General features: G+C 65.0%; 19 protein-coding genes. 3 read left to right on the top strand and 16 right to left on the bottom strand.

What is annotated here, in order from left to right; all coding sequences use genetic code 11:
• Positions 1-153 precede the first annotated feature (153 nt).
• The 8 genes from E5X34_RS14525 to E5X34_RS14490 all read right to left on the bottom strand — a co-directional run bounded on the left by E5X34_RS14525 (position 154) and on the right by E5X34_RS14490 (position 7944).
• Entirely contained in the window at positions 154-1041 is an 888-nt protein-coding gene (locus E5X34_RS14525; RefSeq protein WP_292565713.1) for an RNA polymerase sigma factor, read from the bottom strand.
• A 31-nt stretch (positions 1042-1072) separates the two neighbouring features.
• Positions 1073-1393 (bottom strand): hypothetical protein, encoded by a 321-nt coding sequence (locus E5X34_RS14520; protein WP_292565711.1) that lies wholly within the window; start codon positions 1391-1393, stop codon positions 1073-1075.
• A gap of 95 nt (positions 1394-1488) precedes the next feature.
• Positions 1489-2463, bottom strand: a complete 975-nt coding sequence (locus E5X34_RS14515; RefSeq protein WP_292565708.1) for a 2-dehydropantoate 2-reductase N-terminal domain-containing protein — start codon at positions 2461-2463, stop codon at positions 1489-1491.
• Positions 2464-2606: 143 nt separating this feature from the next.
• Positions 2607-4262, bottom strand: coding sequence for an FAD-binding dehydrogenase (locus E5X34_RS14510; protein ID WP_292565705.1), 1656 nt, complete (start codon positions 4260-4262; stop codon positions 2607-2609).
• Positions 4263-4294: 32 nt separating this feature from the next.
• A complete protein-coding gene (locus E5X34_RS14505; protein ID WP_292565702.1) occupies positions 4295-5281 on the bottom strand; it encodes a Gfo/Idh/MocA family oxidoreductase in 987 nt (328 codons plus the stop codon).
• 278 nt (positions 5282-5559) lie between these two features.
• The gene (locus E5X34_RS14500; RefSeq protein WP_292565700.1) at positions 5560-6135 is read right to left on the bottom strand and encodes a YceI family protein; all 576 of its coding nucleotides are present in this window, start codon (positions 6133-6135) and stop codon (positions 5560-5562) included.
• A gap of 60 nt (positions 6136-6195) precedes the next feature.
• Positions 6196-6765 carry a cytochrome b gene (locus tag E5X34_RS14495; RefSeq protein ID WP_292565697.1) on the bottom strand — a complete coding sequence of 190 codons (570 nt, stop codon included), beginning with the start codon at positions 6763-6765 and terminating at the stop codon, positions 6196-6198.
• A gap of 288 nt (positions 6766-7053) precedes the next feature.
• Positions 7054-7944, bottom strand: a complete 891-nt coding sequence (locus E5X34_RS14490) for a LysR family transcriptional regulator (protein WP_292565695.1) — start codon at positions 7942-7944, stop codon at positions 7054-7056.
• 95 nt (positions 7945-8039) lie between these two features.
• On the opposite strand from E5X34_RS14490, the gene E5X34_RS14485 reads away from it, so the two are divergent.
• A complete protein-coding gene (locus tag E5X34_RS14485; protein ID WP_292565692.1) occupies positions 8040-9035 on the top strand; it encodes an aldo/keto reductase in 996 nt (331 codons plus the stop codon).
• A 56-nt stretch (positions 9036-9091) separates the two neighbouring features.
• On the opposite strand, the gene E5X34_RS14480 is transcribed toward E5X34_RS14485, so the two are convergent.
• The 8 genes from E5X34_RS14480 to infC all read right to left on the bottom strand — a co-directional run bounded on the left by E5X34_RS14480 (position 9092) and on the right by infC (position 15978).
• The gene (locus E5X34_RS14480; protein ID WP_292565689.1) at positions 9092-9694 is read right to left on the bottom strand and encodes a nucleotidyltransferase family protein; all 603 of its coding nucleotides are present in this window, start codon (positions 9692-9694) and stop codon (positions 9092-9094) included.
• A 39-nt stretch (positions 9695-9733) separates the two neighbouring features.
• Positions 9734-12142 (bottom strand): phenylalanine--tRNA ligase subunit beta, encoded by a 2409-nt coding sequence (gene pheT, locus E5X34_RS14475; protein ID WP_292565686.1) that lies wholly within the window; start codon positions 12140-12142, stop codon positions 9734-9736.
• Positions 12139-12576 (bottom strand): GFA family protein, encoded by a 438-nt coding sequence (locus E5X34_RS14470; protein WP_292565683.1) that lies wholly within the window; start codon positions 12574-12576, stop codon positions 12139-12141. The genes pheT and E5X34_RS14470 overlap by 4 nt, the downstream gene beginning before the upstream one ends.
• Complete coding sequence (gene pheS, locus E5X34_RS14465) at positions 12573-13706, bottom strand: phenylalanine--tRNA ligase subunit alpha (protein WP_292565962.1); 1134 nt, start codon at positions 13704-13706, stop codon at positions 12573-12575. The genes E5X34_RS14470 and pheS overlap by 4 nt, the downstream gene beginning before the upstream one ends.
• A 106-nt stretch (positions 13707-13812) precedes the next feature.
• Positions 13813-14214 carry a 50S ribosomal protein L20 gene (gene rplT / locus E5X34_RS14460; RefSeq protein WP_042637600.1) on the bottom strand — a complete coding sequence of 134 codons (402 nt, stop codon included), beginning with the start codon at positions 14212-14214 and terminating at the stop codon, positions 13813-13815.
• Between the two features lie 40 nt (positions 14215-14254).
• Positions 14255-14458 carry a 50S ribosomal protein L35 gene (rpmI, locus tag E5X34_RS14455; protein WP_027166935.1) on the bottom strand — a complete coding sequence of 68 codons (204 nt, stop codon included), beginning with the start codon at positions 14456-14458 and terminating at the stop codon, positions 14255-14257.
• A 182-nt stretch (positions 14459-14640) separates the two neighbouring features.
• Entirely contained in the window at positions 14641-15288 is a 648-nt protein-coding gene (locus E5X34_RS14450) for an isoprenylcysteine carboxylmethyltransferase family protein (protein ID WP_292565680.1), read from the bottom strand.
• Between the two features lie 153 nt (positions 15289-15441).
• Positions 15442-15978 (bottom strand): translation initiation factor IF-3, encoded by a 537-nt coding sequence (infC, locus tag E5X34_RS14445; protein WP_112128992.1) that lies wholly within the window; start codon positions 15976-15978, stop codon positions 15442-15444.
• Between the two features lie 212 nt (positions 15979-16190).
• Here infC and E5X34_RS14440 point away from each other — a divergent pair, with 212 nt between their 5' ends.
• Positions 16191-16961 carry an alpha/beta hydrolase gene (locus tag E5X34_RS14440; RefSeq protein ID WP_292565678.1) on the top strand — a complete coding sequence of 257 codons (771 nt, stop codon included), beginning with the start codon at positions 16191-16193 and terminating at the stop codon, positions 16959-16961.
• Between the two features lie 2 nt (positions 16962-16963).
• Positions 16964-18106, top strand: coding sequence for a benzoate/H(+) symporter BenE family transporter (locus E5X34_RS14435; protein WP_292565675.1), 1143 nt, complete (start codon positions 16964-16966; stop codon positions 18104-18106).
• Positions 18107-18110 lie beyond the last annotated feature (4 nt).

Genomic DNA, 18110 nt, shown 5'->3' with positions numbered 1-18110 from the left:
CTTCGCGGACGGTGAAATGATCGTGCCGTGGCGCGTATGGGACCGGGGACTGGCCGACTTCGAGCAGGCCTATGCTGCTGCGCTGATGGCCGATCCGTGACGATCGTGCGACTTCACGATGATTTGATGGAGCGGCGGCGCCTCATGCGACGATCAAACCGCGACGGGACGAATCTGGGCATTCTCGAGGCAGTAGGGCGCATGGCGGAAATCGCGGATGCGCACGACCTCATCGCCGCGCCAATGGACAAGCACGAAGCCGCGCACGGCATCGTCCGCCTGCGGGTTGCGGATGAGGATCGCCGGCAGGCCATCGACGAAGCCGAGCGACAGTGTCCAGTCGCCGAGGCGGTCGTAATTGCCGAAATAGGTCGAGGCTTCCTTCTTGCCGTTGAGGCGGGTGCGGTTGACGACGTCGACCTGGACGTCCTCGGCGATCAGCGCCCTGACCCCGTCGAAATCGCGCGCGTTGAACAGGTCGATGTAGCGGCGCAGCCGGCGCTCTTCTTCCGGTTCGAGTTTCGGCATCGCGACATCTGCCGGCGCTGAAGCCAGCGCCCTCAATTCCACCCGGCCGCGGTGCAGCGCCGCCTTGGTGGCGGCAAGCGTCGCGCCCGTCACCTCGCAGGTCTCATGCAAGGTGAGGCCAAGCACGTCGACGAGGATCACGGCGCTGCGCTGCGCCAGCGTAAGCTGCATGAAGCTGCGCAGGCTTGCCGCCGCCGCGAGCCTCGCCTCGGCATTGGCCGAGAGATCCTCGATCGTGGTCATGTCGGCCTCGGTGACGCGGGAGCGCTCCCGCTGGCGGCGGCGCAGATGATCCTGCGCCGCATTGTGGGCGATGCGGAGCAGCCACCGCTCGGGGCGTTCGACGAGAGCACCGCCATCATGGGCGGCGAGCGCCTTGACCACCGCCTCCTGCACGATGTCCTCGCCCTCGATGGCGGAGCCCGCCATGCGCGCGACATAGCGGTGCAGTTTCGGGCGCAGGCCGACGAGCATGGCTTCAAGTTCCGCGCGGTCGAACGCTGCCAAGCTCATCGTCCTCTTTCTCGCCTCGTCGACGCCAAGGTCAGGCGGGCACAGCCTCATCGACCTGGGCCAGCATACGATAATTGCCGATGATCTTCGCCGGCGACCTCACCAGCGGCGTCGAGCGCCGCCCGGCGTGTTCGGCGCCGAACGCCTTGAAGGCGTCGAGCTCGGTCAGCGCCGAGCTGTCCTTGTCGTAGCCCACGAGGTGGACGAACTCGCCATTCTCCAGTTCGAGCACCAGATAGCGCACCGATCGAGGCTGCGCTTCGTTCAAGGCCTCGAACACCTTTTCCACCAGCGCCCGGTTCTCGGCGATGCTGGCGTCCTTCACGCCGTAGCGGATGAGATTATAGGTCATGGTCGTCTCCTGTTTGCGGGTCTGCATGAGGAAGACGTTCCATGGGCTCGAAAGGATTCTCGGGCCGGGCTCTATCTTTTGATCGCCTCCGGCGATCAGCCGGTTCCGCCGGGCGCGCCGATCATGGAGGCGATCGTGTCGTCGCCGGCGGATTGCGGCCGCATCCGGCCGCTGGCCAGCTCGATCGACAGTCTGCACAAGGCTGCGTTGACGGGCGTCGCGATGCCGTGCAGCCGCCCGAGCAGCACGATCTCGCCATTGAGGAAGTCGGTTTCGAGGGAGCCCGTCCCGCGCACGATGCTCTGCAGCGTCGACGACCCGACGCGCGTTCGGCCGGGAATGGCGGTGATGGTCAGTTGCTCGCGGGCCATGGCGTCGGTCTTGTCCCACGCGATTCCGGCGGCGGTCAGCACCGCCTCGGCCTCGGCGAGCGCCCTGGCATGCCATTTCCGCTGAAGCTCGGTGTCGCCAAGCGCCGCGTCGATGATGTTACGAAGATTGGCCAGCAGCTTGCGGTATTTGCTGTCCATCACATTGTCCCTGGCCTCGACGATGAAGCCGGACGTGCTCAGGACCCCGCACAGTTTCTCGACCGCGTCGTCGGTTCCGGAAGGATAGCGGCCGATGTCGAAGGCGCCGATCTTGGGCGCGAAATAGGCCGCGACCTCGCCGGGCGTGTCGTAATCGGCCGGCAGCATGACTGTCGCGCCGTAGACATTGGCGAAGAAACGCAAGGCAAGCGGCTCGTTGGCGACGCCGTTCTGGAAGCAGAATACGGGTTGCGCCGCCAGGCCGGCGGCGTTGAGCCGTTGCAGCGCGCCCAGCGTATCCGGCGTTTTCATCGTCAGCAGCACGACATCGCCCGGCTCGAAGGAAATCTCCGACGGGTCGGCATGGACAGGAAAGCGCGCGGTCCTGGTGCCTTGCGGAGTGGAAAGCGACAGTCCCGAAGCGCGGATGGCATCAAGCTGCCTGCCGCGGGCGATGCCGAGGACCGTGTGGCCGGAAAAACTCAGCTGGGCCGCGATGGCGCCGCCGATCGCGCCGATGCCATAGACGATAATGCGCATGTCGTTCTCATTGCGATTGGAGTTCGTTCACGAGAGCAATGCCGGGAAAAGTGGGAGCTGGTTTCGTGTGGAATTGCGTTAAACAAAAACATAGGGCGCTTCGCCGTTTCCGTGAAACGATGAAGCGCCCTCACACCCACCGTTCACGCAATTGTGGCCGCGGCCGCCCGTCCGGCGCTGCGCCCCGAAAAGATGCAACTGCCGAGGAAGGTGCCTTCCAGCGCCGCATAGCCATGCAGGCCGCCGCCGCCGAAGCCGGCTACCTCGCCGACTGCGTAGAGCCCCGGCACCGGCTGTCCGGCGGCATCGAGCACGCGGCTGTCGAGGTCGGTCTCAAGTCCGCCCAGCGTCTTGCGGGTGAGGATATTGAGGCGCACCGCTATCAGCGGACCGTTTGCCGGATCGAGCATCTTGTGCGGCCTCGCCGTACGGATCAGCCTGTCGCCGAAATAGGCGCGCGCGCCGCGCAGCGCCGTGATCTGCGCATCCTTGGAGAACGGGTTGTCGAGCTGCCTGTCGCGGGCGCGAATCTCGCGCTCGACCTGGGCGAGGTCCAGCAGCGGCTCGCCGCCGGCCAGCGCATTCATGCGCGCCACCAGCTTTGAAAGATCGGCCTCGACGATGAAATCCTCGCCTTTTTCCATGAAGGCTTTCACCGGGCTGGGAATGCCCGACGTGGCGCGACCCAGCACCTGCCGCCAGCTTTTGCCGGTGAGGTCCGGGTTCTGCTCGGAGCCCGACAGCGCGAACTCCTTCTGGATGATCTTCCTGGTCAGGATGAACCAGGAATAGTCGAAGCCGGTGCTCATGATGTGGCTGAGCGTGGCCAGCGTATCGAAGCCCGGATAGAGCGGCACCGGCAGCCTTTTGCCGCGTGCGTCGAGCCAGAGCGAGGAGGGGCCGGGCAAGATGCGGATCGCATGCTCGGACCAGATCGGCGCCCAGTTCTTGATGCCCTCGACATAGTGCCACATGCGGTCGCGGTTGATGATCCTTCCGCCCGCGGCCTCGGTGATCGCCAGCATGCGGCCGTCGACATGGTCCGGCACGCCGGTGATCATGCGCTTGGGCGGCGCGCCGAGGCGCTCGGGCCAATTCTTGCGCACCAGCTCGTGATTGCCGCCGATGCCGCCGGAAGCGACGATCACCGCCTGCGCATGGAGCTCGAAATCGCTGACGACCGCGCGCGAACTCTTGCGGCCACGTTCGACGCTGCTTGGCTCGAGCATGTCGCCGCGCACGCCGGTGACGGTATCGCCGGTGCGGATGATCTCGTTGACCCGGTGACGGAACCTGAACTGTACGAGCCCGCGCTTCTGCGCTTCGCGAACGCGCAGGACGAATGGTTCGAGCACGCCGGGGCCGGTGCCCCAGGTGACGTGGAAGCGCGGTACCGAATTGCCGTGGCCGACGGCATTGCCGCCGCCGCGTTCCGCCCAGCCGACGACGGGGAAGAATTTCAGGCCGCGCTCGATCAGCCAGGAGCGCTTCTCGCCGGCGGCGAAGCCGACATAGGCCTCGGCCCATTTGCGCGGCCAGAAATCCTCCGGCCTGTCGAAGGCGGCGGTACCCATCCAGTCCTCGAGCGCGAGGTCGTGCGAGTCGCGGATGCGCATGCGCCGCTGCTCCGGCGAATCGACCAGGAACAGTCCGCCGAACGACCAGAAGGCCTGGCCGCCCAGCGACTGCTCCGGCTCCTGATCGACGATGATGATTTTCTTGCCGGCCTCAGCCAGCTCGGCCGTGGCGACGAGGCCCGCCAGCCCCGCGCCGACAATGATCACGTCCGCGTCAGCCATTGTTCCTCCTATTAGCCGGAGAATAATCGCGTTCAGACGGTTTCCCAGCCGTCCTTGTCGCCGGCGCGGAAGATGGCGTCGATGACCTTCTGGTTGAGCACCGATTCCTCCAGCGTGAAGACGCGGTCCTTGCCGCCCTGGGCGGCGCGCACGAAGGCCTCGCATTCCAGCCGGTACTGCTGCGTGCCGGGGAAGCGGAACACCTGCGCTTCGGTGTGGTTCTGGTTGTGCAGCTCGATGCGGTGGTGCTCGTAGAGCCCGGCATTGAACGGGCCGAAGACCTCGATGAAGCCTTTCTCGCCGTGGAACACCATCACCTGTCGCGCCGCCATCTGCGTCGAGAGATAGAAGGACAATTCGAAGTCGCCGAAATCGGCGCGGATCGAGGAATAGATGTCGGTGCCGAAGGTCTTGTCACGCTCGATCGTCGCCTGCACGCGGATCGGCTCCTTGCCGGTCGAGAATCGCGTCGACACCGTCGGATAGACGCCGATATCGGGCAGCGCGCCGCCGCCGAGATCGAGCTTGTTGCGCATGTTGTTGGGATCGACATTGTAGTAGGAGAAGGCGCCCTGCACGTGCCGCAGCCGGCCGATGGCGCCGCTGGCAATGAGATCGCGCACCTTGATCCATTGCGGATGGTAGGTGACCATGAAGGCCTCGCAGACCAGCACCTTCTTCTGGTCGCGCAGCTTGATCAGCGGCGGGATGTCCTTGGCGTCGAGCGCCAGCGGTTTTTCCACCAGCACATGCTTCCCGGCCTCGATCGCCTTCGCCGTCCATTCGACATGCTGCGAGGTCGGCAGCGGGATATAGACGCCGTCGACGTCCGGGGAGGCAAGCAGTTCCTCATAGGAGCCGAAAGCATGGCGGGCGCCGAAACGCTCGCCCAGCGCCTTGGCCTTCGGCAGGTCGCGGCTGGCGATCGCCGACAGGACGCCGTTCTCCGAATCCACGATTGCCGGCAAAAGCTGCTCGCGGCCGATCTTCGCCGTCGACAGAACACCCCATCGGAACATCACGCTTCTCCATGTCGGTTTACAGGCGACGAGGTTTGCCCGAAATCGAAGGAAAAGCCAATGCGGGAGGCGGCGCGCGCTTCCTCGCCCCACGCAGTGGGGAGAGGTGGCCCGGCGAAGCCGGGACGGAGAGGGGTCTTCGTAGGGTGCCGACTTCAGAGTGGTCACAACAGCACAATTCTGCGAAGGCTCTGCCGTCGCATAGGGCGTCCCCCGCTCCGCCTCGGGCTTCGCCCGAGCCACCTCTCCCCCGCGTTGCGCGGGCGAGGAAATGGCGCTCAGCCCCTTCTCCCCGTCAGCGTCATGTCGAAATCGACGACATTGGAATAGAGCGGCGTGCCGACATCCATGCCGTAGCGTGACCGCAGCACCTTGCCGGTCACGTGGAATTTGATCATGCCGGATTTCAGCCCGCCGAGCTCGGCGGTGAATTTTTCCGGAAACGTCTTGCCGCGCGCCGTCAGGCGCCCGGTAACGACCGCCGTCGTGTCGCCGGTGCGGGTCACGCTGGTCGAGCGGAATTGGATTTCCGGATTGTTGGCGGCGTCGAACACCGCGTCGGAGCGCAGGAATTGGTCGATGCGGCCCTGCCCCGTGCCGACGCTTTCGGGATAGATGGTGAGGTCGACCCTGGAGCGGCCGACATCGCCATTGTCGATGCGGATCGTGCCCTTGAAACGGCCGAAAGCGCCCTCGAAGCCGCCGCCGCCGGCCTTGCCGATGGTGAAGCGGATCGAGGAGCCCGACGGGCTGATCGTGTAGCTGCCGGCGGCGTCGCTGAGCGCCACGGCGGCAACGGCAGGCACGGCAAGGCAAGCGGCAAAGGCCGCCAATCCGAGGATGCGCGCTTTCATGGGTTTCTTCCTTCCGCAGCTTTCTGCGTTCTCGCCCCACCAACGAATGCTGGCGCGGTTCTATTCCCTGCCTGGCGAAGGTGTGATCATGCGCGTCAGCACACTGTCCCGCAGCAGGAAATGATGGCGCAGCGCCGCCGCGATGTGCAGCGCCACCAGCGCGATGCCTGCATAGGCGAGGTACCAGTGCGCTGAAGCCCAAAAGCTCTCCGAAGCATCGGATTCGGCGAGCGGCAGATTGGGCATCACGAAGAGGTTGAACGGCATGGTCGGGATCTCCAGCGTCGACACCGACACCAGAGCCCAGCCGGAAAGCGGCAGCGCGATCTGGAAGGCATAGAGCGCGAAATGCGCCAGCGGCGCGGCCCGGCGCTCCAGCGTTCCGACGGAAACGGGCAGCGGCGGGGCCGCGTTGCCGACTCGCCAGGCGATGCGCAGGATGATCAGCCCGAGCAGCAGGAAGCCAAAGGATTTGTGCAGCTGGATCAGCTCGAAGGACGTCCGCTGGCTTGTCGTGCGCGTCATGACGACGCCGAGCGCGAACTGGCCGATGAAGATGATGCCGATCAGCCAGTGCAGGACGATCATCGCCCAGCCGTAGCGGGTGGGAGTGTTGGTGAGGGATTGCATGCGAGGCGAACGAAGCCAGCGCCGGCTTTCTTCCGGGAGCCTTACCCTCCCCACAACGGGGCAATCGCATATGGCAGCGCCAGCCCCTTATCCGGCCGCTTCGCGGCCACCTTCTCCCCAATGGGGAGAAGAGACTGGCGCCGACGCCGGCAATCTCCTCTCCCCTCGGGGGTCCGAAGGACGGGCGAGACCCGTGGCTCGCCCCGGAATGGTCAGCCGAGCGAAGCGGAGGCTGGGTGAGGGGGAGTGCCATATGCGATAGTCCTCCCCACAAGGGGGAGGGTGGGCTTACCCGCTCACCTTGAAGAAATCGACAAACGCCCGCAGCGCCGGGCGCATCTGCCGGCGGCTGGGATAATAGACAAAGAAACCCTCGAAGGACGGGCACCAGTCCTCCAGCACGCGGATCAGGCGGCCGTCGGCGAGCGGCGCCCGCACATAGGGCTCGAAGACGAAGGCGAGACCGGCGCCGTCGACCGCCGCCTGGGCGATCAGGTGGTCCTCGTCGAGGATCAGCGGCCCTTGCGCCGCGATCTCGATCTCCTCGCCGTCCTTCTCGAATTCCCAGCGGTAGAGGGTGCCGCTGAAGAAACGGAAGCGGATGCAGCGGTGGTCGGCCAGATCGCGCGGATGGCGCGGCTTTGGCATGGAAGCGAAGTAGGAGGGCGCGCCGACCACCGCGCCCCGGATGTTCGGCCCGATGCGCACCGCGATCATGTCGCGCTGCAGGCTTTCGCCGAGCCGCACGCCGGCATCGAAGCCGCCTTCGACCACGTCGGTGAAGCGATCCTCGATGACGATCTCCAGCACGATATCGGGATACGCCGCGGCAAAGGCGCCGAGCCTGGGCGTGAGCGTCAGGTGGGCGGCGGTGCGCGGCACGGTGAGCCGCAGATTGCCCGCCGGCCGATCGCGCGCCTCGACCGCGGTCTCCAGCGCCAGGTCGATCTCGGACAGCGCCGGCCGCAGCCGTTCGAGCAGCTGCGCGCCTTCCTCGGTCGGCGCGACGCTGCGCGTGCTGCGGGCCAGAAGCCGCACGCCGAGCCGCGCCTCCAGGCTCGACACCGCGTGGCTTACCGCCGAGGGCGCGATGCCAAGCTCGCGCGCGGCGCCGCGAAAACTGGCGCATTGGGCGACGCTGGCAAGCACGGCGAGCTGCGAGAGGTTCGTTCGGTTCATTGTTCTATTTTATAGAGCAAGCCGTACAAAAGAGAACCATTATCGAACAAGGTGCCAGGCGCTATCTCATGCCCATCGCAACAAGGAGATGCGCCATGCAAACCCGCAAACTCGGAACTGAACTCGAAGTCTTTCCCGTCGGCCTCGGCTGCATGGGCATGAGCTTCGGCTATGGCGGCCAGCCGGAGGCCGAGGCCATCGCCACGCTGCGCCGCGCCGTCGAAATCGGCGTGACCTTCTTCGACACCGCCGAAGTCTACGGCCCGTTCGAGAACGAAATCCTGCTCGGCAAGGCGCTGAAGCCGGTGCGAGACAAGGTCACCATCGCCACCAAATTCGGCTTCAAGATTTCCGAGCACGGCTCGGGCACCGACCGCATGATCGGCGTCGACAGCCGTCCCGAGCACGTCAAGGCCGTAGCGGAAGCTTCGCTGAAGCGGCTCGATACTGACGTCATCGACCTCTATTACCAGCACCGCGTCGATCCCAACGTGCCGATCGAGGACACGGTCGGCGCCATGGCCGAGCTGGTTCGCGAGGGCAAGGTGAAGGCGCTGGGCCTGTCGGAGGTGAGCGGCGCGACATTGCGCCGGGCGCATGCCGTGCACCCGATCGCCGCGGTTCAGAGCGAATATTCGCTGTGGAGCCGCGATCCCGAGCACGAGGTCTTCCCCGTCTGCCGCGAGCTCGGCATCGGTTTCGTGCCCTACAGCCCGCTCGGCCGCGGCCTGCTCACCGGCACGATCGCCAAGCCGGACGCGCTCGGCGCCGGCGACTGGCGCCTGACCCTGCCGCGCTTCCAGGCGGAAGCGATGGAGGCCAATAACGCCGTCGTCGCGGTGCTGGAGAAGATGGCGACGGAAAGGGGCGTGACACCGGCGCAGCTGGCGCTCGCCTGGGTGCTGCACCAGGGCGATTTCATCGTGCCGATCCCCGGTGCAAGGAAGATACGGCATCTGGAGCAGAACACGACGGCGGCTGGGATTGAGTTGAGCGCCGCCGAGGTTGCGGCGATCGGCGATGCATTGTCGCCGGATAAGGTGGTCGGCAAGCGCTATACGGAGGAATTGCTGGCGCTGGTGAATGGGTGAGAGTTGAAAGGTCGGCGCGAGGGGGGCCTCGCGCCGACTTATTTTATTCTGCACCCCTACCAAGGCACCACCTCAATCTCCGGCCAGCACTCCCTGGCCCTTCTGCCCTTCGCCTCATGCGTCCGCTGATTGTCCAGCGCCCTGTTCGGCGTGATGCGAAACGAAAAAACATCATCCAGCCCGAACGGCGCCACCAGCTCCAGCGCCCCGTCAGCATCGTACCGCACCCCAACCGCATGCGTCTTCGACGCAAAATAGCTCACCGACTCGCTCGAACTCGCGTACCGCGGGCATTCCCGCCCAAACTTCACCGGATACCACAGATGCACCCGCGCCTGGTTGCGCACCTCGACCGGCAACGGCAGCCCCTCGAAATACTGCGCCGCCCGGCGGATCACTGCATCCTCGGCCTCGTAGGAGGGATCGGCGTCATCGAAATAGAACAGATCAACATCCTTGATGCCGTAGCCCGGCGGCTTGCCGGTCAGATGGTTCCACACGCTGTTGTAGAGCGCGCCGGAAACCACCAGCCAATCTGGCAGCGCAAGTTCTCGCGTCCGCGCCAGCGTCTCGGCCAACAGCGGGTCGGCCGCGACGATGCCAAGGAACGCCGCGCGCTGCTGTTCGAAGGGAAGGCCGGAATAGCGGAGGTGGTCCATCGCCCTTTGGAAGGCGATTCGCCACCTTCCGGCAATGCCTTATGCTCTCAACACGCCGCCTGTCTGCTTGTTGACGTTCTCGACGATGCGCTTGGCCAGCGCCTCGAAATCCTCGTCGGTCAGCGTCTTTTCGACCGGCTGGATCGAGACCTCGATGGCGATCGACTTCTTGGCTTCGCCGAGCGAGGCGCCCTCGAAGACGTCGAACACCGAAACGCCGGTGACCAGCTTTTTGTCGGCGGCCAAGGCTGCCCGCACCAGCGTTCCGGCCTCGACCGTCCTGTCGACGACGAAGGCGAAATCGCGCTTCACCGCCTGGAAGGGCGACAGCTCCAGCTTCGGCTTGGTGCGCGTCGGCTTGGCCTTCGGCTCCGGCACGGCGTCGACGAAGACTTCGAAGCCGCAGATCGGGCCGGACGCGTCAAGCCCGTCCAGCGTCTTCGGATGGAACTCGCCGAAAGTGCCGAGCACGGTCTTGGGGCCAAGCTTGATCGTGCCGGAACGTCCCGGGTGATACCAGGCCGGGCCGCCGGGCTCGATCTGCAGCCGGTCGACTGGCGCGCCGCAGGCTTCCAGCGCCGCGATCGCGTCCGCCTTGGCGTCGAACACGCCGACTGGCCCGGCATTGCCGGCCCAGCTGCGGCCCGAACCTTCGAGCTTGGCCGTGCCGCGCCGGACGCCGGCAGCGACGCGCCGCTGCTGTTCGGGCGCGTCGCCTTCATAGGTGCCGGAGACCTCGAACAGCGCCACGTCGCCGATGCCGCGGTCGGCATTGCGCTGCGCCGCGGCGATCAATCCGGGCAGCAGCGAAGGCCGCATGTCGGACATGTCGGCGGCGATCGGGTTGGCGAGCTTCAGCGCCGTCTGACCGCCGCCGAACAGCTCGGCATGCTTGGCCGGGATGAACGACCAGGTCACGGCTTCCATCATCCCGCGCACGGCGAGCGCCCTCTTGGCAGCGCGGGTGCGCACCTGAAGCGTGGTCAAGATCTTGCCGTTGACGGCGTCGTGCGAGGTCAGCGGCTGGGCCAAGATGTTGTCGACGCCATGGATGCGCATCACCTCTTCGACCAGGTCGGCCTTGCCGTCGATGTCCGGCCGCCAGGACGGAACCGTCACCTTGACGACCTCGCCCGAACCCTGCGGCTCGAAGCCAAGACGGGTAAGGATGTCGAGGACTTCTTCTTTCGGCACCTCGATGCCGGTCAGCCGCTTCACTTCCGACAACGGGAAGGACACGACCATCGGCTTGTGTCCGGCATAGCCGGCGGCCTCGATTTCGGAAGGCGTGCCGCCGCAGAAATCGAGCACCAGCCTGGTTGCGAGCTCCACGCCCGGCACCATGAATTCGGGATCGACGCCGCGCTCGAAGCGATAGCGCGCGTCGGTGATGATGCCAAGCGCGCGGCCGGTGCGGGCCGTGGTGATCGGATCCCAGAGCGCGGATTCGATCAACACGTCGGTGGTGTTCTCGTCGCAGCCCGAATGCTCGCCGCCCATGATGCCTGCGATCGATTCCACGCCATTGTCGTCCGCGATCACGCACATCTCAGGCGTCAGCGTGTATTCGCGTCCGTCCAGCGCCCGCACCTTTTCGCCATCCTTGGCGCGGCGCACGACGAGGTTGCCGGCGACTTTCTTGGCGTCGAACACATGCAGCGGCCGGCCGCGATCGAAGGTGACGTAGTTGGTGATGTCGACCAGCGCGCTGATCGGCCGAAGCCCGATGGCGATCAGTCGCTGCTGCAGCCATTTCGGCGACGGGCCGTTCTTGACGCCCCTGACCAGCCTCAGCGCAAAGCCGGGGCAAAGCTCGGGCGCCTCGATCGTGACCTTGACCGGTGTCGCGCCCTTGCCGGGAATCGCTTCCACCGGTGCTGTCTTCAGCCGGCCGAGCCCGCTCGCTGCGAGATCGCGGGCGATGCCGTAGACGCTGGCCGCATCCGGCCGGTTCGGCGTCAGATTGATCTCGATCACCGGATCGTCGAGATGCGCGTAGGCCGCGAAGCTCGTGCCGACCGGCGCATCCTCAGGCAAATCGATGATGCCGCTGTGCTCGTCCGACAGTTCCAGCTCGCGTTCCGAGCACATCATGCCATGGCTTTCGACGCCGCGGATCTTGCCGACCGAGAGCGTCACGTCGATGCCCGGGATGTAGGTGCCGGGCGCGGCGAAGGCGCCGATCATCCCCGCGCGGGCATTGGGCGCGCCGCACACCACCTGCACCGGGGGCTTGCCGTTGCCGGTGTCCACGGTCAGCACGCGCAGCCGGTCGGCGTCTTGGTGCTGCACCGCCGTCAGCACCTTGGCGATGACGAAGGGTTTCAGGCCGGCCTTGTCGTCGACATGTTCGACTTCGAGCCCGATCGCGGTCAGCCGCTCGACGATCTCGGCAAGCGAGGCGTCGGTCTCGAGATGGTCCTTGAGCCAGGAGAGCGTGAATTTCATGGTTCTGTTCCGTTCGGTCCTTGCCCTTCTGGTCGGGGCACGCTGGTCTTCAGATGTCTCGGCAGGTCGTCCGGCATGTGCAGGAAGGGCAGTTGCTCGCGCACATAGGCGTGCAGCGTCGGCTTGAAATAGGCCGGCATATCCATGGCGCCGAGCATGAAATAGATCCGGTTGTCGAGCCGCTTGTCGACATAGGCGATGGGCGAGCCGCAGGTGCCGCAGAAGGAGCGCTCCACCGGGCCATTGCGATAGCTTTTCAGCGACTTGCCTTCGAGCGCGACCTGGTCGGCCATGAAGCCGACAAAAGCCGACACCGGCGCGCCCGTGGCGCGCCGGCAGTCGCCGCAATGGCAATAGCTGATGTGGTGCGGCTCGGCCGAGGCCTCGAACCGCACCGCGCCGCAACGGCAGCCGCCGGTGTGGGGTGCCGTCATGTCGATAGCCCCCCGAACAGCGTCGGCAGGTCGAGCGGCCGGAAGCCGTAATGCGTGAGCCACCGCACGTCGGCATCGAAGAAGGCGCGCAAATCCGGCATGCCGTATTTCAGCATGGCGATGCGGTCGATGCCCATGCCCCAGGCAAAGCCCTGATATTCGTCGGGATCGAGCCCGCCATAACGCAGCACGTTGGGATGCACCATGCCGCAGCCCAGGATCTCCATCCAGTCCGAGCCTTCGCCGAAGCGCACTTCGCCCGGACGCGAGCGGTCGCACTGGATGTCGACCTCGAGACTGGGCTCGGTGAACGGAAAGAAGGATGGGCGGAAGCGCATCTTGACGCTCGGCACCTCGAAGAAGGCCTTGCAGAACTCCTCCAGCACCCACTTCATGTTGGCGATGTTGGCCGTCTTGTCGATCACCAGCCCTTCGACCTGGTGGAACATCGGCGAATGCGTCGCGTCGGAATCCTGCCGGTAGGTCTTGCCGGGAATGACGATGCGGATCGGCGGCTTCTGCCGCTCCATGGTGCGGATCTGCACGGGCGAGGTGTGCGTGCGCAACAGCTTGCGCTCGCCCTTCTCGTCAGGCTGGAAGAAGAAGGTGTCGTGCATCTCGCGCGCCGGATGTCCCTCGGGGAAGTTCAGCGCGGTGAAATTGTAATGGTCGGTCTCGATATCCGGACCTTCGGCGATCGAGAAGCCGAGATCGCCGAAGATCGCCGCGATCTCGTCGATCACCTGGCTGATCGGATGGATGCGGCCGCGCTCGGCCGGCGACTGGCGAACAGGGAGCGTGACATCGACCTTCTCGGCGGCGAGCCGGGCCGCGATCGCCACGTCCTTCAATTCAGCCTTGCGCTGGGTTAGCGCCTCGGTGACGCGGTTCTTCAGGCCGTTGATCGCCGGGCCCTTCACCTGCCGCTCCTCGGCGCTCATGGCGCCCAACGTCTTCAGCATTTCGGAGACCGAGCCCTTCTTGCCCAGCGCCGAGACGCGCACCGCCTCGATCGCGGCCTCGTCCGAGGCGGCCGCGATCTCGGCGAGCAGCGAAGCTTCCAGGGCTTCAAGATTTCCAGCAGTGGCGTTCACGGCGAAACTCTCTTCGTTCGGGCGGACAGCACCCATGTGGTGCGTCACCATCTTGGTTTGATCAGGCATAAGAAAAACCCGCGCCAGCCGTGCCAGCGCGGGTTCCCCAAATCAGTACTAGAAATGCTTGGGAAGCGCTGGCTTAGGCGACAGCGCTCTCAAAAGCATTCGGCGTGGTGTTCTTCAGGTATTCGAGCGCGACTTTGGCCTTGGCCACGAGTGCTGCGAAAGCCTGCGGCTCGTGGATGGCCATGTCCGACAGGACCTTGCGGTCGATCTCGATGCCGGCCTTGTTGAGGCCGTCGATGAAGCGGCCATAGGTCAGGCCGTGCTCGTGGGTCGCCGCGTTGATGCGCTGGATCCACAGCGCGCGGAACGAGCGCTTGCGGTTCTTGCGGTCGCGGTAGGCATACTGCAGCGACTTCTCCACCGCCTGCTTGGCGATGCGGATGGTGTTCTTGCGGCGGCCGTAGAAACCCTTGGCGGCTTTCAGGACCTTCTTGTGCTTGGCGTGGGCGGTAACGCCTCTCTTTACGCGTGCCATGTCATGATCTCCTTAAATACTGTTCCTGAAACCGAAATGCTCAGAGGCCGTTCGGCAGAAAATTCTTGATGACCTTCTTGCCGTCCGGTTCAGCCAGAACCATCGTGCCGCGGGCATCGCGAATGAACTTGTTGGAACGCTTGATCATGCCGTGGCGCTTGCCGGCGGCAGCCGACAGCACCTTGCCGGTGGCAGTAATCTTGAACCGCTTCTTGGCGGCCGATTTGGTCTTCATCTTGGGCATTTTGCTACTCCGTATTGGTGGCGCACCATCGCGCTTCTTGTCCGCTTCGGGCCGACCAAAGCCCGAAAAGCAAATGAAACCGCCACGGCATGCCCTGCCGGGCGGTTTTCTTGGAACGGCGGTCCTATAGATCAAAGACGGCCTGTGTGCAACACCTGCAGCGATGCGACGCGCTGTCTTGATCAGGGCAGACGGAAGAGCACCGGCAACACTCCCGACTGCTGCGCGCCATCGATCAGCTCGAAGGCCGGCAGCGCGACCAGGAACACCAGGCCGTCGAGCAGCGTGTTCAACAGCAGGCGCGGCTTGAAGCTGCCGGTGTCGCCCTCCTGGTAGAGCGAAAGGTTCGGGAAGAAGCGCGGCACCTTGGCCAGATAAGCCTGGTAGGCCGCGCCGAGCACTTCCTTCAGATAGCGCTCCTCGCGCAGGATGACGATGTGGAACGCGCCGGCGCACAGCAGCGCAAAGAGAATGATGCCTGAAAACGAGCCGATCTGCGCGCCGACGCCGGCGGCCGCCACGGTCGAGAACAGATAGAGCGGGTTGCGGGTGATCGAATAGGGTCCGCCGGTGACCACTTCGGAGGATTTGCGCCCGCCGATATAGAGCGTCGACCACAATCGCCCGACTATGCCGAGAAAGATCAAGAGCACGCCGAACATCTCGATCGTTTCGTGCACCGGCGTGTCCGGCGGAAAAGTCGACTGTCCGAACACAAGCGCGGCAAACAGCACAACGATCAGCACGGCCAGCACGAGGCGGCGCATATGCTGGTAGCCGCCGAGACCTGGCGTTTGCCGGGCAGGCTTGGACTTCACTTCATCGCCCATGAGGAAAAACCCGATCGTTTGCTCGTGATCGCGAAGCGATCGTCGAGTTTTGCTCGCCACCGAGGAACCCGATCGTCGATTTGCCCGCGATCGGATAGAAAACAGGCGTCCCGCCGATCGTCGGGACGCCCTGCACCATGATTTTGGCGGGATTTAGCGCGGCGCCAGAACCATCATCATCTGGCGGCCTTCGAGCTTCGGCTCCGCCTCGACCTTGGCGATCGTCGACACTTCCTCGCGCACCTTGTTCAGAAGCTGCATGCCGAGCTCCATATGCGCCATCTCGCGGCCGCGGAAGCGCAGCGTCAGCTTGACCTTGTCGCCTTCCTCGAAGAAGCGCCGCACGGCCTTCATCTTGGTCTCATAGTCATGGCTGTCGATGTTCGGGCGCATCTTGATCTCCTTGATCTCGATGACCTTCTGGTTCTTGCGGGCTTCGGCCGCCTTCTTCTGGTTGGCGTATTTCAGCTTGCCGAGATCGAGGATCTTGACGACCGGCGGCACCGCATTGGGCGATATCTCGACGAGATCGAGCCCGGCCTCTTCGGCGAGCAGCAACGCGTCATTGATGGAAACATCGCCACGGTTCTGGCCGTCGGCATCGATAAGCTGGACCCGGGGTACCCGGATGTCTCGGTTGGAGCGCGGCCCGTCCTTGGTGGGTGCCGCTGCTTTGAAAGGTCTGCGAATGGTCGTGGTCTCCTCGGCCGTTTCGTTCAGGGTTCAGTAATTCGAATTGCTGGACGCGCCTATGTGGGGAGCGCGGGGCGTGAGTCAATAGCACAGCCCGGTTGGAAAATCACCTGTCCGCTTGCCTTTACCTGCACCAAGCAAAGAAATGCCGCGAGCACTTTTCGTTGAACCACCGCCTGTGTCAAAAGACCGGCGGAAAGGACAAGCCCATGGCCGCCAGCGCTCCGGTTTTCATTGATGTGGACGGGTCGAGCATCGCCGTCAGGCAGGCGCCTGGCACGGCGCCCGGCGTGGTGTGGCTCGGCGGCTACAAGTCCGACATGCTGGGCACGAAGGCGGAGACGCTTGCTGCCTGGGCCGCTCGCGAGGGCCACGCCTATCTGCGCCACGACTATTCCGGCCATGGCGAGTCGGGCGGCGAATTCGCCGACGGCACGATCTCCAGATGGCTGGCCGAGAGCCTCGCCGTCTTCCGGCGCTTCAGCAAAGGCAAGCAGATCCTGGTCGGCTCCTCGATGGGGGCGTGGATCGCGCTGCGCATGGTCCAGGAATTGCGCCGGGCGGGCGACGACCGCGTGGCCGGTCTCGTGCTGCTTGCGCCGGCGCCTGACTTCACATTCGAGCTGATCGAACCGGTGCTGACCAAGGCACAGAAGCGCGATCTTTCGAAAAAGGGATTTTTCACCGAGCCGTCCGACTATTCGGACGAGCCTTATATCTACACCCGAGCGCTGATCGAGGACGGCCGCGCCAACCGGGTCATGACCGGACCGATCGACACGCACTGTCCGGTGCACATATTGCAGGGCCTGGCCGATCCGGACGTGCCGTCCAGCCATGCCTTGAAGCTCGCATCGATGCTTCCCGCCGACGATGTGACGCTGTCGCTGATCCCCGACGGCGATCATCGCCTGTCCCGTCCCGAGGATCTCGACATGCTGAAGCGCGCCGTCGCCGACATGGTCAAGCGGGCCGCCTGACCATGCGCATCTCCATCCCGATATCCGCCTTCGTCGCCGCGATCGTCGGCTTTGGCGGCACGCTGGCCCTCGTCATCGCCGCCGCCAAGGCGGTCGGCGCCACCCAGATCGAGACCGCGAGCGGCGTGACGGCGATCTGCCTTGCCATGGTCGTGGAATGCCTGTGGCTGTCCTGGCGCACGAAAATGCCGGTCATCACCGCCTGGTCGACGCCGGGTCTCGCCCTGATCGCTGCCTCCAGCGGTTTCACGACGCCGCAGGCCGTTGGCGCCTTCATGGTCACCGGTGTCCTTTTGGTCGCCACCGGCCTGTTCAAGCCGCTGACCCGGCTGATCGCGCAGATCCCGGCCTCGGTCGCGTCCGGCATGCTGGCCGGCATCCTGGTCAGTTTCGCCGTCAATGCGGTGAAGGCCATTCCCGCCGATCCCTGGCTGATCCTGCCGCTGATCGCCGCCTTCTTCGTCATCCGCCTGTTCAATCCGGCTTTATCGGTGCTGGTGGTGCTGATCGGCGGCGGCCTTGCCGCTTTCCTCACCGGCCGCGTCGGCAGCCTGCCGGTGCCGGAACTGTCGACATTGACGTTCATTGCGCCGCAATTCACCGCCTCGGCGATCATCGGCCTTGCCCTGCCGCTCTATCTCGTCACCATGGCCTCGCAGAACCTTTCGGGCCTCGCGGTGCTGCGCGCCGCCGGCTATCATCCGGAGCCCGGCCCGCTGATCGGCGTCACCGGCCTGTTCTCGCTGCTCTCGGCGCCGTTCGGTGCCGCGACCACAAATCTCGCGGCGATCTCGGCCGCCATCTGCACCGGCCCCGATGTCCATCCCGATCCGGCCGAGCGGTGGAAGACCGGTCCGTTCTACGCGCTCGCCTATCTCATCTTCGCCATCTTCGGCGCCTCGCTGGTGGCGATCTTCGCCGTCCTGCCGCAAAGCCTGATCGTGCTGGTCGCGGGGCTTGCGTTGACGGCGCCCCTGGCCAACGCGCTGTCGATAGCCCTTCATGACGCCGGCGAACGCATGCCGGCCACCGTCACCTTCGCCGTGACGGCTTCGGGGCTCACCCTCTTCGGCGTCGGCGCGGCGTTCTGGGGGCTTGTCGCCGGCATGGCAGTGCTTTTCCTGGAAAAACTCAAAAAGCGATAATCAT

The sequence above is a fragment of the Mesorhizobium sp. genome (assembly GCF_004963255.1).
Taxonomy (GTDB): Bacteria; Pseudomonadota; Alphaproteobacteria; order Rhizobiales; family Rhizobiaceae; genus Mesorhizobium.
The sequence above is the reverse complement of the archived record's forward strand: the minus strand, read 5'-3'. Positions and strand labels throughout refer to the sequence as shown.